General features: G+C 58.8%; 14 protein-coding genes. 6 read left to right on the plus strand and 8 right to left on the minus strand.

Annotated features, from left to right (window positions below):
- Positions 1-101: 101 nt before the first annotated feature.
- Together K3727_11195 and K3727_11200 are read right to left on the minus strand one after the other, a co-directional pair.
- The gene (locus tag K3727_11195; GenBank protein UWQ89395.1) at positions 102-1,052 is read right to left on the minus strand and encodes an alpha/beta hydrolase; all 951 of its coding nucleotides are present in this window, start codon (positions 1,050-1,052) and stop codon (positions 102-104) included.
- Positions 1,052-1,342 (minus strand): SCP2 sterol-binding domain-containing protein, encoded by a 291-nt coding sequence (locus tag K3727_11200; GenBank protein ID UWQ89396.1) that lies wholly within the window; start codon positions 1,340-1,342, stop codon positions 1,052-1,054. The genes K3727_11195 and K3727_11200 overlap by 1 nt, the downstream gene beginning before the upstream one ends.
- Positions 1,343-1,426: 84 nt before the next feature.
- Here K3727_11200 and K3727_11205 point away from each other — a divergent pair, with 84 nt between their 5' ends.
- The 5 genes from K3727_11205 (at position 1,427) to K3727_11225 (ending at position 6,564) form a co-directional block, all read left to right on the plus strand.
- On the plus strand, positions 1,427-1,987 hold the full coding sequence (locus K3727_11205) for a tetratricopeptide repeat protein (GenBank protein UWQ89397.1): 561 nt from the start codon (positions 1,427-1,429) through the stop codon (positions 1,985-1,987).
- A gap of 46 nt (positions 1,988-2,033) precedes the next feature.
- The gene (locus K3727_11210) at positions 2,034-4,940 is read left to right on the plus strand and encodes a disulfide oxidoreductase (GenBank protein UWQ89398.1); all 2,907 of its coding nucleotides are present in this window, start codon (positions 2,034-2,036) and stop codon (positions 4,938-4,940) included.
- A gap of 8 nt (positions 4,941-4,948) precedes the next feature.
- Positions 4,949-5,323 carry an RNA-binding S4 domain-containing protein gene (locus tag K3727_11215; protein ID UWQ89399.1) on the plus strand — a complete coding sequence of 125 codons (375 nt, stop codon included), beginning with the start codon at positions 4,949-4,951 and terminating at the stop codon, positions 5,321-5,323.
- Between the two features lie 65 nt (positions 5,324-5,388).
- A complete protein-coding gene (locus tag K3727_11220) occupies positions 5,389-5,727 on the plus strand; it encodes a ferredoxin family protein (GenBank protein ID UWQ89400.1) in 339 nt (112 codons plus the stop codon).
- A 318-nt stretch (positions 5,728-6,045) separates the two neighbouring features.
- On the plus strand, positions 6,046-6,564 hold the full coding sequence (locus tag K3727_11225; GenBank protein UWQ89401.1) for a CarD family transcriptional regulator: 519 nt from the start codon (positions 6,046-6,048) through the stop codon (positions 6,562-6,564).
- 299 nt (positions 6,565-6,863) lie between these two features.
- On the opposite strand, the gene K3727_11230 is transcribed toward K3727_11225, so the two are convergent.
- The gene (locus K3727_11230; GenBank protein UWQ89402.1) at positions 6,864-7,637 is read right to left on the minus strand and encodes an adenosylcobinamide-GDP ribazoletransferase; all 774 of its coding nucleotides are present in this window, start codon (positions 7,635-7,637) and stop codon (positions 6,864-6,866) included.
- A 101-nt stretch (positions 7,638-7,738) separates the two neighbouring features.
- Between K3727_11230 and cobT the strand changes: the two genes are divergently transcribed.
- Entirely contained in the window at positions 7,739-8,755 is a 1,017-nt protein-coding gene (gene cobT, locus K3727_11235) for a nicotinate-nucleotide--dimethylbenzimidazole phosphoribosyltransferase (protein UWQ89403.1), read from the plus strand.
- Positions 8,756-8,789: 34 nt separating this feature from the next.
- Here cobT and K3727_11240 read toward each other — a convergent pair whose 3' ends face one another.
- From K3727_11240 to K3727_11260, 5 genes are all read right to left on the minus strand, one after another.
- Positions 8,790-9,371 (minus strand): nucleotidyltransferase family protein, encoded by a 582-nt coding sequence (locus K3727_11240; protein UWQ89404.1) that lies wholly within the window; start codon positions 9,369-9,371, stop codon positions 8,790-8,792.
- A 151-nt stretch (positions 9,372-9,522) separates the two neighbouring features.
- Positions 9,523-11,952: an FAD-dependent oxidoreductase gene (locus tag K3727_11245; protein UWQ89405.1), complete on the minus strand. Its 2,430-nt coding sequence runs from the start codon at positions 11,950-11,952 to the stop codon at positions 9,523-9,525.
- Positions 11,953-12,033: 81 nt separating this feature from the next.
- A complete protein-coding gene (locus K3727_11250; GenBank protein ID UWQ89406.1) occupies positions 12,034-12,795 on the minus strand; it encodes a hypothetical protein in 762 nt (253 codons plus the stop codon).
- A gap of 81 nt (positions 12,796-12,876) precedes the next feature.
- Positions 12,877-14,487 (minus strand): hypothetical protein, encoded by a 1,611-nt coding sequence (locus K3727_11255; protein UWQ89407.1) that lies wholly within the window; start codon positions 14,485-14,487, stop codon positions 12,877-12,879.
- A gap of 2 nt (positions 14,488-14,489) precedes the next feature.
- Positions 14,490-15,797: an HlyC/CorC family transporter gene (locus K3727_11260; GenBank protein ID UWQ89408.1), complete on the minus strand. Its 1,308-nt coding sequence runs from the start codon at positions 15,795-15,797 to the stop codon at positions 14,490-14,492.
- Positions 15,798-15,847 lie beyond the last annotated feature (50 nt).

Consider the following 15,847-nt stretch of genomic DNA (forward strand, 5'->3'; position numbering starts at 1 on the left):
CCTCATCTGATTGTTGCCCAACATCTATGTCGGGCTCCAGGAGATCACAAGCGGGGGAAGGGCCACAATTGCAGGATAGACTGCACGATCCATCGCGGCGGTCAGGATTGACCGTATGCGGTGAAATGCGCGGCCATCTTGTCAAAGATCGGCTGTCGCATCTTTGGCGTTTCGAGCATGACTTCGTGTTCGCCGCCGGCGATCAGATCCAGCGTGCCCTTGGCCCAACTGTTCATGCGGTGGTGAATTGCACCTGTGTCAACGATCCGTTCGTTGCTCCCCAGAAACGTCAGGCAGGGCATCTCGGGCGCTGGCCGTTTCGCCAAGGCACGGCATTCGCGAACGCCTTCGCTGAACCAACGGATGGTCGGTCCGCCCAGCACCAGATCCGGATGCGATTTGAGCTGGGTCTGCATCATGGCAAACATGTGAGGATCGGTTGTCAACGTATTGTCTTCGAACGGGTTTGACAGGACGTACGCCTGTCTGGAGGTCGTGGGAACAAGACGATTCCCTATACCAATCATAGGACCAAAGGCTGTCATGAAATTGCCCAGCGGACGCATGGCAGCGGACATCTGAATGCCCCACATGGGTGCCGAGAAACAGCAAGAGGCAACCGGGAGCCCCTCATACAGCGCGCGCAATCCGATGGCACCGCCCATGGAATGGCCAACCAGATGCCAGGGACGGGGCAATTGCAGCTCCGTGGCCCAGTCCAGGGCGGCTGTCACGTCCTGCTGGTAATCAGAGAATTGCTTTACGTGACCCAGATTGCGATCGGGCAACAGCCGATCCGCCAACCCCTGGCCGCGCCAGTCAACAGCCAGCGTTGCAAACCCGCGCAGGGCCATTTCGCGCGCAAAATCCCCGTATTTTTCGATATATTCCGTGCGCCCGGGAAACATCAGGACCGTGCCCTGATCCGCGTTTTCCGGGGTCCAGGCCCCAACGCGGATCCGCACGCCGTCAGATGTTTTCACCCAGGACGCACATCCACCGTCGGGGCCACCGGCCACATCAGCAAAGAAAGGAGCCGGTGACGCAGTCATCAGGCAAGCGCCGAAGCAAGCTGCATCGCGATGCCCATATCACCGTCAACCGTCAGCTTGCCGGTCATAAATGCGCTGGTCGGGTTCAGCTCTCCGGTCAGGATCGCCTGAAAGGTTTCGGTATCCGCGCTCAGCGTGACATCTGCATCATCGTCGCTGACCCGCGCCCCATTGGCATCCAGCACAATGGCGCCCAGATCTGCAATGGCAAATTTCGCCGACGCGTCAAAACCGCTGGCGCTGATCTTTTCGTTCAGTTCGGCTGCGGCCTGTTCAAGAATATCGCTCATCTCATTCCTCTGGTTTGTCAGCAGTGTAGAGGCACAGATCCGTGACTGGATTTTGGTGCATTTCACGCTACAGTGACGCCTAACATGGATATACGGCTAACAAATCTCAAAGGTATCGTGGCGGCAACCGTCATTGTGCTCACAATTTCGGGTGGAACGCAGGTTTTTGCTGAATACGAGGCCGATCTTTTGGCTGAACTGGCTCAGTCAGACCCCAAGGAGGCCATCGGACTGGAGCGTGAGCTGAAGGCGCTGTGGGGCAACAGCGGTTCGCCAGCGATGAATCTGCTGTTGAAACGGGGGCGTGATGCCTTGGAACGGGGCGACACCCGCGAAGCGATTGAACATTTCACGGCCTTGACCGATCACGCACCGGATTTTGCCGAGGGATGGAATGCACGAGCATCTGCCTTTTACGACTCCGGGCTGATTGGCCCGGCTTTGGCTGATCTGGAACGTGCGCTGTTTCTGAACCCCAACAATTACGATGCGATTTTTGGTCTGGGAGTAATATTTGAGCAGTTCGGTGACAGTTCGCGCGCCCATGCCGCCTATTCCCGGGCTCAGGCTATACATCCCCATCACGACGAAGTAACCAAAGCCCTGGAACGCCTGAAGCCCGAGGTTGAAGGCGAAGAATTGTAGGCCACCTTTTGCCTGAGCAATCAGGACGGGGACATCAGGGGCAATCATGACCGGATCTTCGCGAATCGCAGCCGTTTTGGGGCCGACCAATACAGGCAAGACCCACTATGCCATCGAACGGATGTTGGGATACCGCACTGGTGTCATCGGTCTGCCGCTGCGCCTTTTGGCGCGTGAGGTCTATGACCGGATTGTTGCCATTCGCGGCCCATCCGTTGTGGCGCTGGTCACCGGAGAGGAGCGCATCGTGCCGCCGCGAACCCAATATTGGGTCTGCACCGTCGAAGCGATGCCAGATGGCATGGGCGCTGATTTTGTGGCCATTGATGAAATTCAACTCTGCGCCGACCCGGAACGCGGACATGTTTTTACCGACCGGTTGTTGCGGGCACGCGGCACCCATGAGACGCTGTTTCTGGGCTCTGACACCATGCGCGGCCCGATTTCGGCGCTGGTACCACATGTGGAATTTCTGCGTCGCGACAGGATGTCGCAGCTGGTCTATACCGGGTCCAAGAAGATCTCGCGCATGCCGGCCCGCAGCGCCATTGTCGGGTTTTCGGTCGACAACGTCTATGCCATCGCCGAATTGATCCGCCGCCAAAAGGGGGGCGCAGCCGTGGTCATGGGGGCGCTCAGCCCGCGTACCCGCAATGCTCAGGTGGCGCTCTACCAGAACGGCGAGGTCGATTATCTGGTGTCCACAGATGCCATCGGCATGGGGCTGAACCTGGACATTGATCATGTGGCGTTTTCTTCGACCAGCAAATTTGACGGGCGCCGGATGCGCCCATTGGCGGCCAATGAGCTGGCCCAGATCGCTGGCCGGGCAGGGCGCGGTATGTCGGACGGCACCTTTGGCGTCACGGGCGAGGCGCGTCCCATGGACGATGGGCTGGCCGAGGCGATCATGGAGCATCGGTTTACCCCGTTGAAGAAGCTGAACTGGCGGTCCAACGCGCTTCAGTTCGGATCGATCGAGGCGCTGATCGGCTCGCTGGAAGCAGTCCCCACCGGCGACCATCTGACCAAAGCCCGCGAGGCCGACGATCTGCGAGCTCTGAAACTGCTGTCGCGCGAAACAAATGTGATGGCCCGTGCCAGCGATGGAACGTCGGTCCGGCTTTTGTGGGATGTTTGCCGAATCCCGGATTTTCGCGGGATCAGTGCAGGTGAACATTCCAACCTTTTGGGGATCATTTATGACCATCTGCATCAGCGTGGCGGGATTCCTGACGATTGGATAGCACGCCAGATCAAGCAGATCGACCGCAAGGACGGTGATATCGACACATTGTCGAAAAGATTGGCATTTATCCGCACGTGGACATATGTCGCGCAACGGAACGGTTGGGTTCGTGACGAAAGCCATTGGCGTAATGAAACACGCGCTGTAGAAGACAGGTTGTCAGATGCCTTGCATGAGCGTCTGACTCAGAGATTTGTGGACCGGCGCACCTCAGTGTTGTTGCGGCGGCTCAAACAGAAGGAGGCCCTTTTGGCCGAAGTAAATGACAAGGGTGAAGTGACCGTCGAAGGAGAATTCGTCGGTCGGTTGGAAGGGTTCCGGTTTAGCCCGGACAAATCTGCACAAGGGGCCGAGGCAAAAGCCTTGAAATCGGCGTCTTTGCAGGCATTGGCACCGCAATTCCATCTGCGTGCCGATCGATTCTATAACGCACCAGATACCGAAATCGATTTCACCGAACAGGGTGGCCTGATGTGGGGCGAACATGCGGTGGGCAAGCTGGTTGCTGGCCCTGACGCGCTGAAACCCCAGATCGACGTCTTTGTGGACGAGGCTGCGGGCGAAGATGTTGCACAGAAGGTGGAGCGCCGTCTGCAGCACTTTATCTCGCGCAAGATCGCGGCGCTGTTCGAACCGTTGCAGAACCTTGAAAAAGACGAGGCGCTGACCGGTCTGGCACGTGGGTTCGCCTTCCGCATGGTCGAGGCACTGGGCGTTTTGCCCCGCGCCGACATTGCGCAGGAGGTCAAGGACCTGGACCAGGACGCCCGTGCAGCCTTGCGCAAACACGGGATCCGGTTTGGTCAGTTCACCATCTTTATGCCGTTGCTGTTGAAGCCCGCGCCGACCCGGTTGCGTTTGGTTCTGTGGTCGCTGGTTCAGGGTTTGGACATCTTTCCCGAATCGCCACCCCCGGGTCTGGTTACGGTTCCTTCCGTTGCCGATGGTCCCAAGGGCTATGACACCATGAGCGGCTATCGCGTTGCCGGCGAACGGGCGATCCGTATCGACATGCTGGAACGTCTGGCCGACATGTTGCGCACCGAAGACAGCCGTGGCGGGTTTGAGGCCAAGCCCGACATGCTGTCGATCACCGGCATGACGTTGGAACAATTCGCCGACCTGATGCAGGGGCTGGGATATCGCGCTGAAAAGGGCGAGCGGGAAAAGGTGAAGGCCGCTCCTGTCGAAGCTAAGGCCGCTGAAGCCGCACCTGTCGAAGCTGCTCCTGAGAGCACTGAACAGACCGCAGCTGACGCGACATCCGAGGCTGACGCCGCCGCACCGGCTGACACTCCTGCCGAAACCGCACCTGTCGAAGCGGAGGCCGCCGAAGCTGCGCCTGCGGAACCCGAGGCACCGGGTGAACCTTCGGTCGAAAACCAGGCCGAAGCCGCCAAACCGGCCGAACCTGAGATCGAAGTGTTCTATACCTTCACCTGGGGTCGGACCCGTCAGGGCGGCAACCCACGTGGCCAGCGTCGTGATGCGGCTGGCGCCGGTAAAGGTGCCGGGAACAAACCACAAGGCAAAGGTCGCCCCCGTGGTGGCAAACCTGATGGTAAACCGCAGGGCCGCAAGGGAGGCCGCCCGCAACAGCAGGGGGCCAAGACATTCTCGTCGCGTCCACCCAAGAAGGAAAAGGCCATCGATCCCGACAACCCATTCGCCGCTGCGCTGATGGGGTTGAAGGACAGCAAGTGACCTGAACCATGTCCGAAGCCGCTCCAAAGCTGAGGATAGACAAGTGGCTGTGGCATGCGCGGTTTTACAAAACCCGCAGCCTGGCCGCAAAACAGGTCAGCGGTGGCCATGTCCGCCTGAATGGTAGCAAAACACTGAAACCGGCCCAATCCGTTGGGCCGGGGGACGTTTTGACCTTTGCTCAAGGAAATGTGATCCGCGTGGTCGAGGTCAAAGCAGTGGGAACGCGACGCGGACCCGCGCCCGAAGCCCAAGAGTTATACCTGGATCGCACACCAAAACAGGAAAAAACTCCGCAAAATCCCAGATACGAAGGAAAAGGTCGCCCGGACAAGAAAGAACGTCGTGCGCTCGATCTTTCCCGACGTGATGGGCGGCCATGACATCTTGAAGTGGCGCGCAGTCTGATTTAGCTAGGCGCTCAAACCATGATTACGGGACTTGGCTCATGACTTATGTCGTTACGGATAACTGCATCGGCTGCAAATACACCGACTGTGTCGAAGTGTGCCCGGTGGATTGTTTTTATGAAGGCGAGAACTTTCTGGCGATCCATCCGGACGAATGTATCGACTGTGGCGTATGCGAGCCCGAATGCCCGGCTGATGCCATCCGCCCCGACACAGAGCCGGATATGGATAAATGGGTTGAATTCAACCGCAAGTATTCGGAACTGTGGCCGGTGATCGTGTCCAAGAAGGATCCGCTGCCCGACGCCGAAGCGCGCGACGGCGAAGAGGGCAAGCTGGAATCGATCTTTTCCGAAGCGCCGGGCGAAGGCGGCTGATCTGATTCGCACATCCTGTGCAGGCGCTGTGATATACCCTGAATCCATATTGGAATTTGGGGTGTATGACGTTGATTTCACATAGAAATGCCCCGGTTTACCTAACGTCCGCTTTCGAAGGGGTGTAATTTGTGCTATATTGGCTGCGTAAATACCATCTCTGATCGGTTCACACCCCGCCGAAACTCGCGCTAGGGGTGGCTTTTTTTTTGCGAAGACCCTGACAGACGGGACTGATGATTGGTTCCGAATGGCGGGTTTGTCGCCTGCGGCCCCGGACCGAGTGGGACAATGACCATGATGCAAGGAAAGACCTGAATGACCAAATCCAAGAAGCTCGATTTCCGCCCTAACGAATATGTGGTTTATCCGGCGCATGGCGTGGGCCAGATCATTTCGATCGAGGAGCAGGAAGTCGCCGGCTTCAAGCTGGAACTGTTCGTCATCACCTTTGAAAAGGACAAGATGACCCTGCGGGTGCCCACGAACAAAGCCACAGAAATTGGCATGCGCAGCCTCAGCTCGCCGGATGTCATCAACCAGGCGATGAAAACGCTCAAGGGCAAGGCCAAGGTCAAGCGGGCCATGTGGTCGCGTCGCGCACAGGAATACGAACAAAAGATCAACTCCGGTGATCTGATTTCCATCGCTGAAGTTGTCCGCGACCTGCACCGCACCGACGATCAGCGTGAGCAAAGCTATTCCGAGCGTCAGCTGTATGAAGCGGCGCTGGAGCGTCTGACTCGGGAAGTGGCAGCCGTTTCTGGTGACGACGAAATCTCTGCGGCCAAACAGGTTGATGAGGTTCTGACTTCGCGTGCAGCAGCAGCAGCCTAACCCCTAGCGCCACAGGTGGGGGCGACAGTCGTGTCAGTCTGAATCGCCTCTCTACCTTTGTGGATCGCAAAACAGACCCAAAAGGGCCAAGCCGGCAAACCGCCAGGCTTGGCCCTTTTTCTGTTTGAAAGGGCCGAGTCGATGTCAGGTCAACCGGGCGACTGTTGGACGAACGCTGTGGTGTCGCGTCTTACACCGTTGGTGGGGACCAATGGGGGCGCTCAAAATGACAAATGGCCCCGACGAGGCGACCATCAAACCAGCCCCAACGCTGTCGCACGTATCCGGCGCGACGTTTATCAGATAGAAATCAGTGCGAGGCATCCGATCAACAGGGCAAGTTCCAAAACCTGTTGAGTAGCCCCTAGAATGTCGCCGGTCTGACCCTTGATTTTGACCTGGGCGAGACCGGCAAGTCCTAGCAACAGGGCAATTCCGATCGTGGACAGTACCAGGGTCACACTCAATCCTAGAATAAGCAGGCTGATCCCCGATGCGATAAGGCCACCGACCAGGACAGACCGCAGGGGCGGGCGCCCGACGGACTGCGACAAACCAGTGCTTCGGGCGTTGGGCAACGCGATCATCATGACCGGCATTGCCGCGCGCGACAGGGCGGCCACTGCCAGAACGGGCGCAAAGCCCGAGATCGGCAGCAGCGCAGCCAGCGTCGCCCACCGCAGCCCGACAGACACAATCAAGGCAAGCACCCCATAGGTGCCGATGTGGCTGTCTTTCATGATTTCGAGCCGCCGTTCCCGGGTGAACCCACCCCAGAACCCATCCGCTGTATCGGCCAGACCGTCTTCGTGCATGGCACCGCCGATCAGGATCTGAACGCAGAGGAAAACGCCGGCCGTCACGGTTGATGGCAGGCCAGCCGCGGTGGTCATACCGCCTGCCACAGCGGCACAACCTGCGACACAGATCCCGACCAGCGGGAAGGCCCAGACCGCATGTGCCTGACGCAGAAAGGCATCAGGGGGCATCTTCAGGAGGGGCAGCCGTGTCAACAGAACCAGGGCCAACTGGATATCTCGCAGAGAAAAGTGCCTTGTGTCGTTTTTGCGCATTGCCGGGCCTCTTGCAGGTCTTGCGGATGGGGCATCATTGTTTAAACACGGATAAACCCGGCTTAAACACCGGAGTCATACCCAATGCAATGAGGCTTTCCATGCTGCCAGAGCTTACCGATCTCGACCACTTTCGCACTTTGCTGAACGACGCTCCGGGTGCAGATACCGAAGCGACCAGCGGCGCAGAGGAACGCAACGGGCAGCTGACAAAACCGCCGGGCGCGTTGGGGCGGCTCGAGGATCTGGCGATTTGGTATGCGGGATGGCGCGGCACGCCACGCCCTGAGATCCGGTCTCCACAGGTGATTGTCTTTGCCGGCAACCACGGTGTGACGGCGCAAGGGGTTTCTGCCTTTCCCCCCGAAGTCACGGTTCAGATGGTCATGAATTTCCAACATGGCGGAGCGGCAATCAATCAATTGGCCAAACTCGCCGGCGCGCGCATGGATGTGCATGCGTTGGAGCTGGACCGGCCCACAGCGGATTTCACCCAGGCCCCCGCGATGAGCCCGGATGAATTGCTGGCCGCAGTGCAGACCGGGTGGAAGGCTGTCGATCCGCAGGCTGATCTTTTGGTGGTCGGTGAGATGGGAATTGGCAACACCACGCCGGCGGCCGCCCTGGCCTGTGTCCTCTTTGGGGGCGATGCTGGCGACTGGACCGGACGGGGCACGGGGGTTGATGATGCGGGGCTTGTGAACAAGACCCGAGTTGTTGCCGAAGGTGTTGCCCGGCACAGCGGTGACATTCAGGACGGCCTGGACGCGTTGGCGCGTTTGGGAGGGCGTGAAATCGCGGCGATGGCCGGAGCCATTGCAGCGGCGCGGGTGTTGCGTATTCCGGTGATCCTGGATGGGTTCATTTGCACGGCGGCCGCTGCCTGTCTGGCCCGTTCGGCTGATGGGGCTTTGGATCATTGTGTGGCCGGTCACCAAAGCGCCGAAGGGGCCCACTCCAAACTGCTGTCTGCCTTGGGCAAGGAACCGATGCTGTCGCTGGGTTTGCGATTGGGCGAAGGATCCGGGGCTGCGCTGGCGATCCAGGTTCTAAAGGGCGCGATCGCTTGTCACAGTGGCATGGCCACGTTTGCCGAAGCCGGCGTTTCGGACGGCTGAGCACGGTCTGTGGGACATCGGATTGAAATCGATGCTAGCGCTGTTTTCTCCATGCGTCCCAGGCTTCGGGCGTGTCGAGATCGGTAAGGGCGTGTTGTGCAGGTAGGGCAATTGGCGTGACCGGTCCCATGCGCAGCACGGGTCGTGCGCCCTGATCCCCGGACAGGGATTGTAGCGCAGAGAAATACGCCCTTGGAAACAGAACCGGGTGGCCCGGCGTGCCGTTCTGAGCAGTGGCTCGCAGGATGGTCCGACTTTTGTCTGTGTGGTGCTCTGCGATCGTCAAAAGATCCTGTGCTGTTAGCTCAGGCATGTCCGAAGGCAGGATCATGACTGCTTCCACCGTATCAGGCAGCGCAGCAACGCCACGCCGGATCGATGCCGCCATTCCTTCATCGGCATCAGGCACCCAGATTGGCGTCGCTTCACAGATCAGGGACACACGCGGGTGGGCCGGATCAGGCAAGGTGACGTAAACGGTGAGACCCGTCGCCTTGGCCCGCCTGCACATCTGAGTCAGCAGGGGTTGCCCTTCGATCTGTTCCGCCAATTTGTCCTGTCCCCGCATACGCGAGGATCGTCCTGCGGCCAGGAGAAGGATGGCAATAGTCTGCATCTTGATGGTCTCGGGTTTGAACGCACCAGTCCAGAGTGACGGGGTGAAACCCATTTGACCAGCGCGAAAACGACTTGAGCGCCGCTTGGTCCCGGGTTCGAAACCGGGTGCCCAAGGCATTTGTCAACGCCTTGGGCCGGGTGCCCGTCGTTTATCCGCGCATGCGGGCACCATCGATATCAAACAGTGGTTCGATGATCAGACGGGCCTTGTGCATTTTGCCAAGAATTTCAATCTCGACTTCCAGACCTTCGACCGCGCGATCCGTTGGGACGAACCCTTGGGCGATGGATTTGCCCGCATAATGCGAATACCCCCCGGAGGTGCAAAAACCGACCACCTCGCCATCAAGCCAGATCGGCTCATAGGCATTCACATCCGCGTCGGTGGCATCGACTTCCAAGGCGCACAGCGTGCGCGCGGACCCCGCATCGCGTTCCGCTTCGGCGGCGGCACGGCCAATGAAATCAACGTTCTTTTTGAAACTGATAAACCGATCAAGCCCGGTTTCTGCCGCCGTGTAGTCCGGCGAAAATTCCGACAGCCAGGAGCCAAAGAATTTATCCAGACGCAGCGACATCATCGCCCGCATACCAAAGGGTTTCATGCCATGCGGCTGGCCCGCGGTCCACAATACATCCCACAGCGCGCGTTGCGAGGTCAGGTCGCAGTAGATCTCGTAGCCGAGATCTCCGGTATAGGAGACCCGCTGGACGATACAGTCGGCCATACCCACGACAAGTCGACGTACATCCATGAACTTCATGTCTGAAATGTCGGCCCGTGTGCAGGCCTGCAGCACCTCCCGTGCTTTGGGCCCAGCGATCTGGAACCCGTTGCGGGTGTCCGAGATATTTTCGATCCGCAGGCCACGATCCGCTACTGGATCCTTGTTCTGCAGGAACCAGCGCATGTGATAGGCCTGCGACCCATAGGACGCGGTCAGTTGGAATTCGGTTTCCGACAGGCACGAGATGGTGAAATCACCGATCAGGCGGCCTTTGGGGGACAACATGGGCGTCAGAGACAGACGGCCCGGTTTCGGGACACGTCCGGCCATGATCCGGTCCAGCCACGCCCGTGCGCCTTCACCGCGGATCAGGTATTTTCCGAAATTGTGGGTTTCGTTGATGCCAACGGCCTCGCGCACCGCTTTGACTTCGCGCGCGGCGGCGTCAAAGGCGTTGGAGCGGCGGAAGGACGGGGTTTCATAACGCGGTTCGTCGCCTTCGGCGAAGTAATTCGCAACCTCCAGCCCAAATTGCTGGCCCCAGACAGCGCCCATACCATCAAAGATGTCGTACATCGGCGTGGTGCGGAACGGGCGGGCTGCGGACAGTTCTTCGTTCGGATAGGCGACCGAGAACCGCTTCTGATAGTTTTCAACCACCTTGGGCAGGGTATAGCCGGGGGTGATCCAGTCGCCAAACCGGGCGACGTCCATGGCGATGGTGTCGCGCTCGCATTCGCCTTCGACCATCCATTGCGCCAGCATCAGGCCGACGCCGCCGCCCTGGCTGAACCCGGCCATGACGCCACAGGCCGACCAATAGTTGCGCAGTCCCGGAATCGGACCGACCAACGGGTTGCCATCAGGGGCAAAGGTGAAGGGGCCGTGGATCACCGATTTGACACCAGCAGCCTCGAGCGCGGGGAAGCGTTTGTAAGCAAAATCAATGGATTCTTCGATCTTATCAAAGTCGTCTTGCAACAATTCATGACCAAAATCCCAGGGTGTGCCATCGACAGCCCAAGGTTTGCAGGGCTGTTCGTAGAACCCGATACACAGGCCGCGACCCTCCTGGCGCAGATAGCTTTCTCCAGCGGGATCCATCACATGGGGGTGTTCGCCACCTGCGTCGATGATCTCGGCAATCATCGGTACTTCGTCGGTGACGATATACTGGTGTTCCATCGGGTGCAGGGGCAGGTAAACACCGGCCATGGCACCAACTTCGCGCGCCCACAAACCAGCGGCGTTGACGATATGTTCGGCGTGGATGGTGCCTTTGTCGGTGACCACATCCCAGGTGCCATCGGGGCGTTGGTTGGTTTCAACGACCTTGGTGTGGGTCTGGATAGTGGCGCCACCCATGCGCGCGGCCTTGGCATAGGCGTGGGTCGTTCCCGACGGGTCCAGATGCCCATCCAGCGGATCATAGAGACCGCCCAGGATGCCATCGACATTGGTCACCGGTGCGATCTTCTTGATCTCTTCGGGGGTGACGATTTCCGTTTCCAGCCCCATGAACCGGTGCTTGGCCCGTTCGGCCAGCAGCATGTCGAACCGTTCCTGGTTGTCGGCCAGGGTCACGCCGCCAACATGGTGCAGGCCACAGGACATGCCGGTGATCTCTTCCAATTCCTTGTACAGCTTGATGGTATATCCCTGAAGCGCGGCCATATTGGTGTCGCCGTTCAGGGTGTGAAAGCCACCCGCCGCGTGCCAGGTCGACCCCGACGTCAATTCGGAGCGTTCAATCAACATGACGTCCGACCAACCCAATTTGGTCAGGTGATACAGAACCGAAGCGCCGACAACGCCGCCGCCAATAACAGCCACACGGGTGGTGGTTTTCATGGAATCCTCCGAAATTTGATACCAGGATCACCCTAGACATATGTGCCCAGTAGTCAGGCACAAAAACGACAACATATGTCGTTATTTTTGATCTTCACACCAGGAATTCATTTCTGCAGCCTTTTGGCGCAGCCACAAGATGTCGAAATTGGCAATCAGACGATACCCGCGTGCAAACAGCGTGTCAGCATGGTCCCGGGACATCGCAACATTGCCCAGGGGAAGCCCCGCCGCATGTCCGGCGGCCTCGACCCTGGCCAATGCGGCCTGAAAGATGGGGTGATCGAATTGGCCCATGACACCCAGATCGGTGCTCAGATCGAATTGTGCCGGTATCAAGACGTCGATCCCGGGTACGGCACAGATCTCTTCGATGTTTTCGACCGCTTCGGCGGTTTCAACCAACAGGCAGCAAACCAACTGATCCTGCTCTTGGGCAGGATAGTCCGACAGGTTGGTCTGCCAACGCGATTGCGCCAGAAACGGGCCAAAGCCCCGGGTACCATCGGGAGCGTATTTCAGGCTGGCTACGGCATTTCGGGCGTCGTCGGCGGTGCGGATCATGGGAAACACGATCCCTTCGGCGCCCAGATCCAACACCCGTTTGACCTGGTTGGTTTCATTCTGGGCGACCCGCACCAGTGGGGCACACTCTGTTCCGGCTGTGGCGGCGATCATGGCGTGGGCGGACCCATAATCGACCGCACCGTGCTCCAGGTCGATGATCACATTGTCAATGCCACTGGCGGCCAAGGCCTGGGTGACGGTGGCCGAGGGGATGGTACATAGAACCGAGCTGAGGCGAAGGGATGGATCGGCCAATTTCTGTTTCAAACGGGGCAAAGCGATTTCTCCGGACAATGAACACTGAAAACGTGGTTCAAAGCGTAACGCAGTGGGGCAATCTGTCAAAGAAAACCGGCTTTAGTCCGATGTGCGAAGGGGGGTGTTCTGAACGATCACGATGGCGATCAATGGCGCGAGGACCGACACCACTGCGGCTGTGATCAACAGGGCGCCAAGCTGGCTGTAATCGGCTGGTGTGGTGATGATGCCATCGGTTTGCACCTCGCGGGTGATCACAAATATCTCGTTCAGATAGCGCGTGCCCAGGCTGGATGCAGAGAGTGCCAGATTGGTGAAAGAGGCCATGACCGCAAAGAATGTCGCCTTGAGATTGCCGGGTGCATTGCGGGCGATCCAGGCCAGCATCGGGATCATCGCCACCTGTCCCAAAGGCGATTCTGCGGCCGTGTCCACCAGCGCAATGAACCGCGCATCGACAATGCCACCCGTCAGATCAGCGGTCCAATGGTGCACACCATAATACAGGCCGATGTTCGGCAGCGCCAGAATGCCTTCGGCCACCGTCAGCAGCAGGATGATCCAGACTATGGTCCGGCTGGCCATCATCGGGCGCAAGACGATCATCCCCGCCAGGGTCAGCAATGCGGTGATCAGGGACAGGACCGACAGGAACTGCTGATCAAACCCCAGCACATCAATTTCGAACCAGGTGGCACCTGGTCCGCGCAGGGGTACGGCGCGATAGACAAAAATGATGATGGCGGTGCCGATCAGCGCCCGCGCCTGACCAGGGTCCAACACAGCCACCAGCTGACGCATCAACAACAGGACAACGGTCATGGACCCGGCAAAGATGATCTCCTGGGAATAGGGAACGTCACCAAGACCCACCGAGAGTGACAGGGCGACAAACACGGCACCACCAATGAAATACCACCAGTTGGGCGTGACCGGATCGCGCGGCGGGTCGAGCCGGCTGTGGATTTGTCCCGGTGCAAGCCCTTGTGCACGCAGGGTTCTTTTGGCGGTGTGTTTTTGCCAAAGCGCCAAGGCGACACCGCTCAGCGACACACAGGGAATAAGCAAGGCCAGCGTATAGATCCCGGCATAAGCCGCGCCCTTGTCGATTTGGGGCAGGGCTTCGACCCCGTCAAACAACACCACATTGACAGCGGCAACGGCGCTGGATCCGGCGATCAACGCGATCCGGCCCAAAGTCTGCATGGTGGTATGCAGGGCGCGTGTGGTTTCCGATGTCAGGAGCCTGCCGTCAATGTCACGATGTGGCACGGCCTCGACCGACATGGCGTCGGCGACCACGTCCTGAATGACAAACCCGCAGGGTGCCAGCAACAGAGCAGTAATGAACCAGGCGTTGGCTGACATGATCGCCCCCATCATGTCGGGGAGGGTCAGCAGTGCCACCATAATCGCATAGCTGCCAGCCATCAATCCGGCTCCTGCCAGGATCAAAAGCGATTTCCAACGCCAGAACAGATCCACCAGATGCCCCAACGGCATTTTCAGCGCCCAGGGAAGACCAGTCCAAAAGGCGAGCCCGGCGAGAAAGGCCGCTGAAAGATCCAGGTATTCTTTGACATAAAAGGTGCTGACGACGCTGGTCAGCCCCTGTGCTCCAGCGGCAAAGTAAATCATCAGCGGTGGCAGAAACGACCAGCGCATCTGTCGTGCCAGATCGACAAAGACGGCCGAAAACCAACGCCCCATTCTCAAAGAGGCCGGATCTTGAGGCCAGTGATCCGGTTTCCGGCGCGCGCGGTCACTTCGAACCGGAACCCGTGGAAGGAAAACACCTGTCCCGGGATCGGGATCATCTGCGCTTCGTGGATCACCAGACCGGCGATGGTATTGGCTTCTTCATCTGGCAAAGACCAGTCTGTCGCCCGGTTCAGGTCGCGAATTGTCATCGTGCCATCAACAAGAAAATTACCGTCCTCGCCTTTGGTCACCTGCAATTCGGCGGCAGGATCGAATTCGTCGGTGATTTCGCCGACGATCTCTTCCAGAATGTCTTCGAGCGTGATCAACCCCTGGAGCGAGCCATATTCGTCCACCACCAGGGCAAAATGCGACCGGATGCGCAGGAACTGGCGCATCTGTTCATCCAATGTGGTGGTTTCGGGAACAAAATACGGATCTTTGGAGACCTTGGTGATGTCAAAGCTTTGCAGGCGTGCCGGGTCGCCATTGCTGCCGCCCGCCTGGTCGTACATGGCGCGGAACAGATCCTTGGCGTGAACAACGCCAACAATATTCTCCGGTTCCTGGCGGAACACGGGCAGGCGTGTATAGGGGCTTTCCAGACATTGTTTCAGGATTGCTTCGGGTTCGGCGTCGGCATCGACCATTTCAATGTTGGAACGGTGCAACATGATCTCTTCGACGGTGCGATCCCCCAGATCCAGCGCGCCCAGGATCCGGTCCCGGTCTTCTTTCTCGACGATGCCTTCGGAATGGCCCAACTGCAAAGCACCGGCTATTTCCTCGTGCACGGACAGCATCTGGCTGTCGGGGTCGATACGCACGCCGAATATGCGCAACACGCCGCGCACGATTTGGCGGACCACGGCGACAAAGGGCGAAAAAACCATGACCACCACACCAATGATCGGGGCCACGAACGAGGCGGTTTTTTCGGCGTTGGTGATGGCATATGTCTTGGGCAGCACTTCGGCAAAGATCAAGACGAGCAGGGTCATCACCAGCGTGGCCAATGCCACACCGCTTTCGCCAAAAGCGCGTGTGAACATGGCAGTGGCCAGAGAGGCAGCCAGAATGTTCACCAGGTTGTTGCCCAACAGAACAGAGCCGATCAGGCGTTCATTGTCTTCGGTGATCAACAAGGCCCGTTTGGCCCCACGCGATCCCTTGTCAGCCTGAGTGCGCAGCTTGCCCCGCGATGCCGCGGTCAGTGCGGTTTCCGAGCCGGAGAAAAAGCCGGACAACACCAGCAACAGCAGGATAATTCCTGCCGTGATCCAAAACGTGCTGTCCAAAAGGGTCGAAGCGGTTTCCATATCAGGTCCATCTGGTCCGGGTTTATGTAAATTCTGTCATTGGTTATGGG

The organism is Rhodobacteraceae bacterium M382 (assembly GCA_025141015.1).
Classification (GTDB): Bacteria; Pseudomonadota; Alphaproteobacteria; order Rhodobacterales; family Rhodobacteraceae; genus Aliisedimentitalea; species Aliisedimentitalea scapharcae.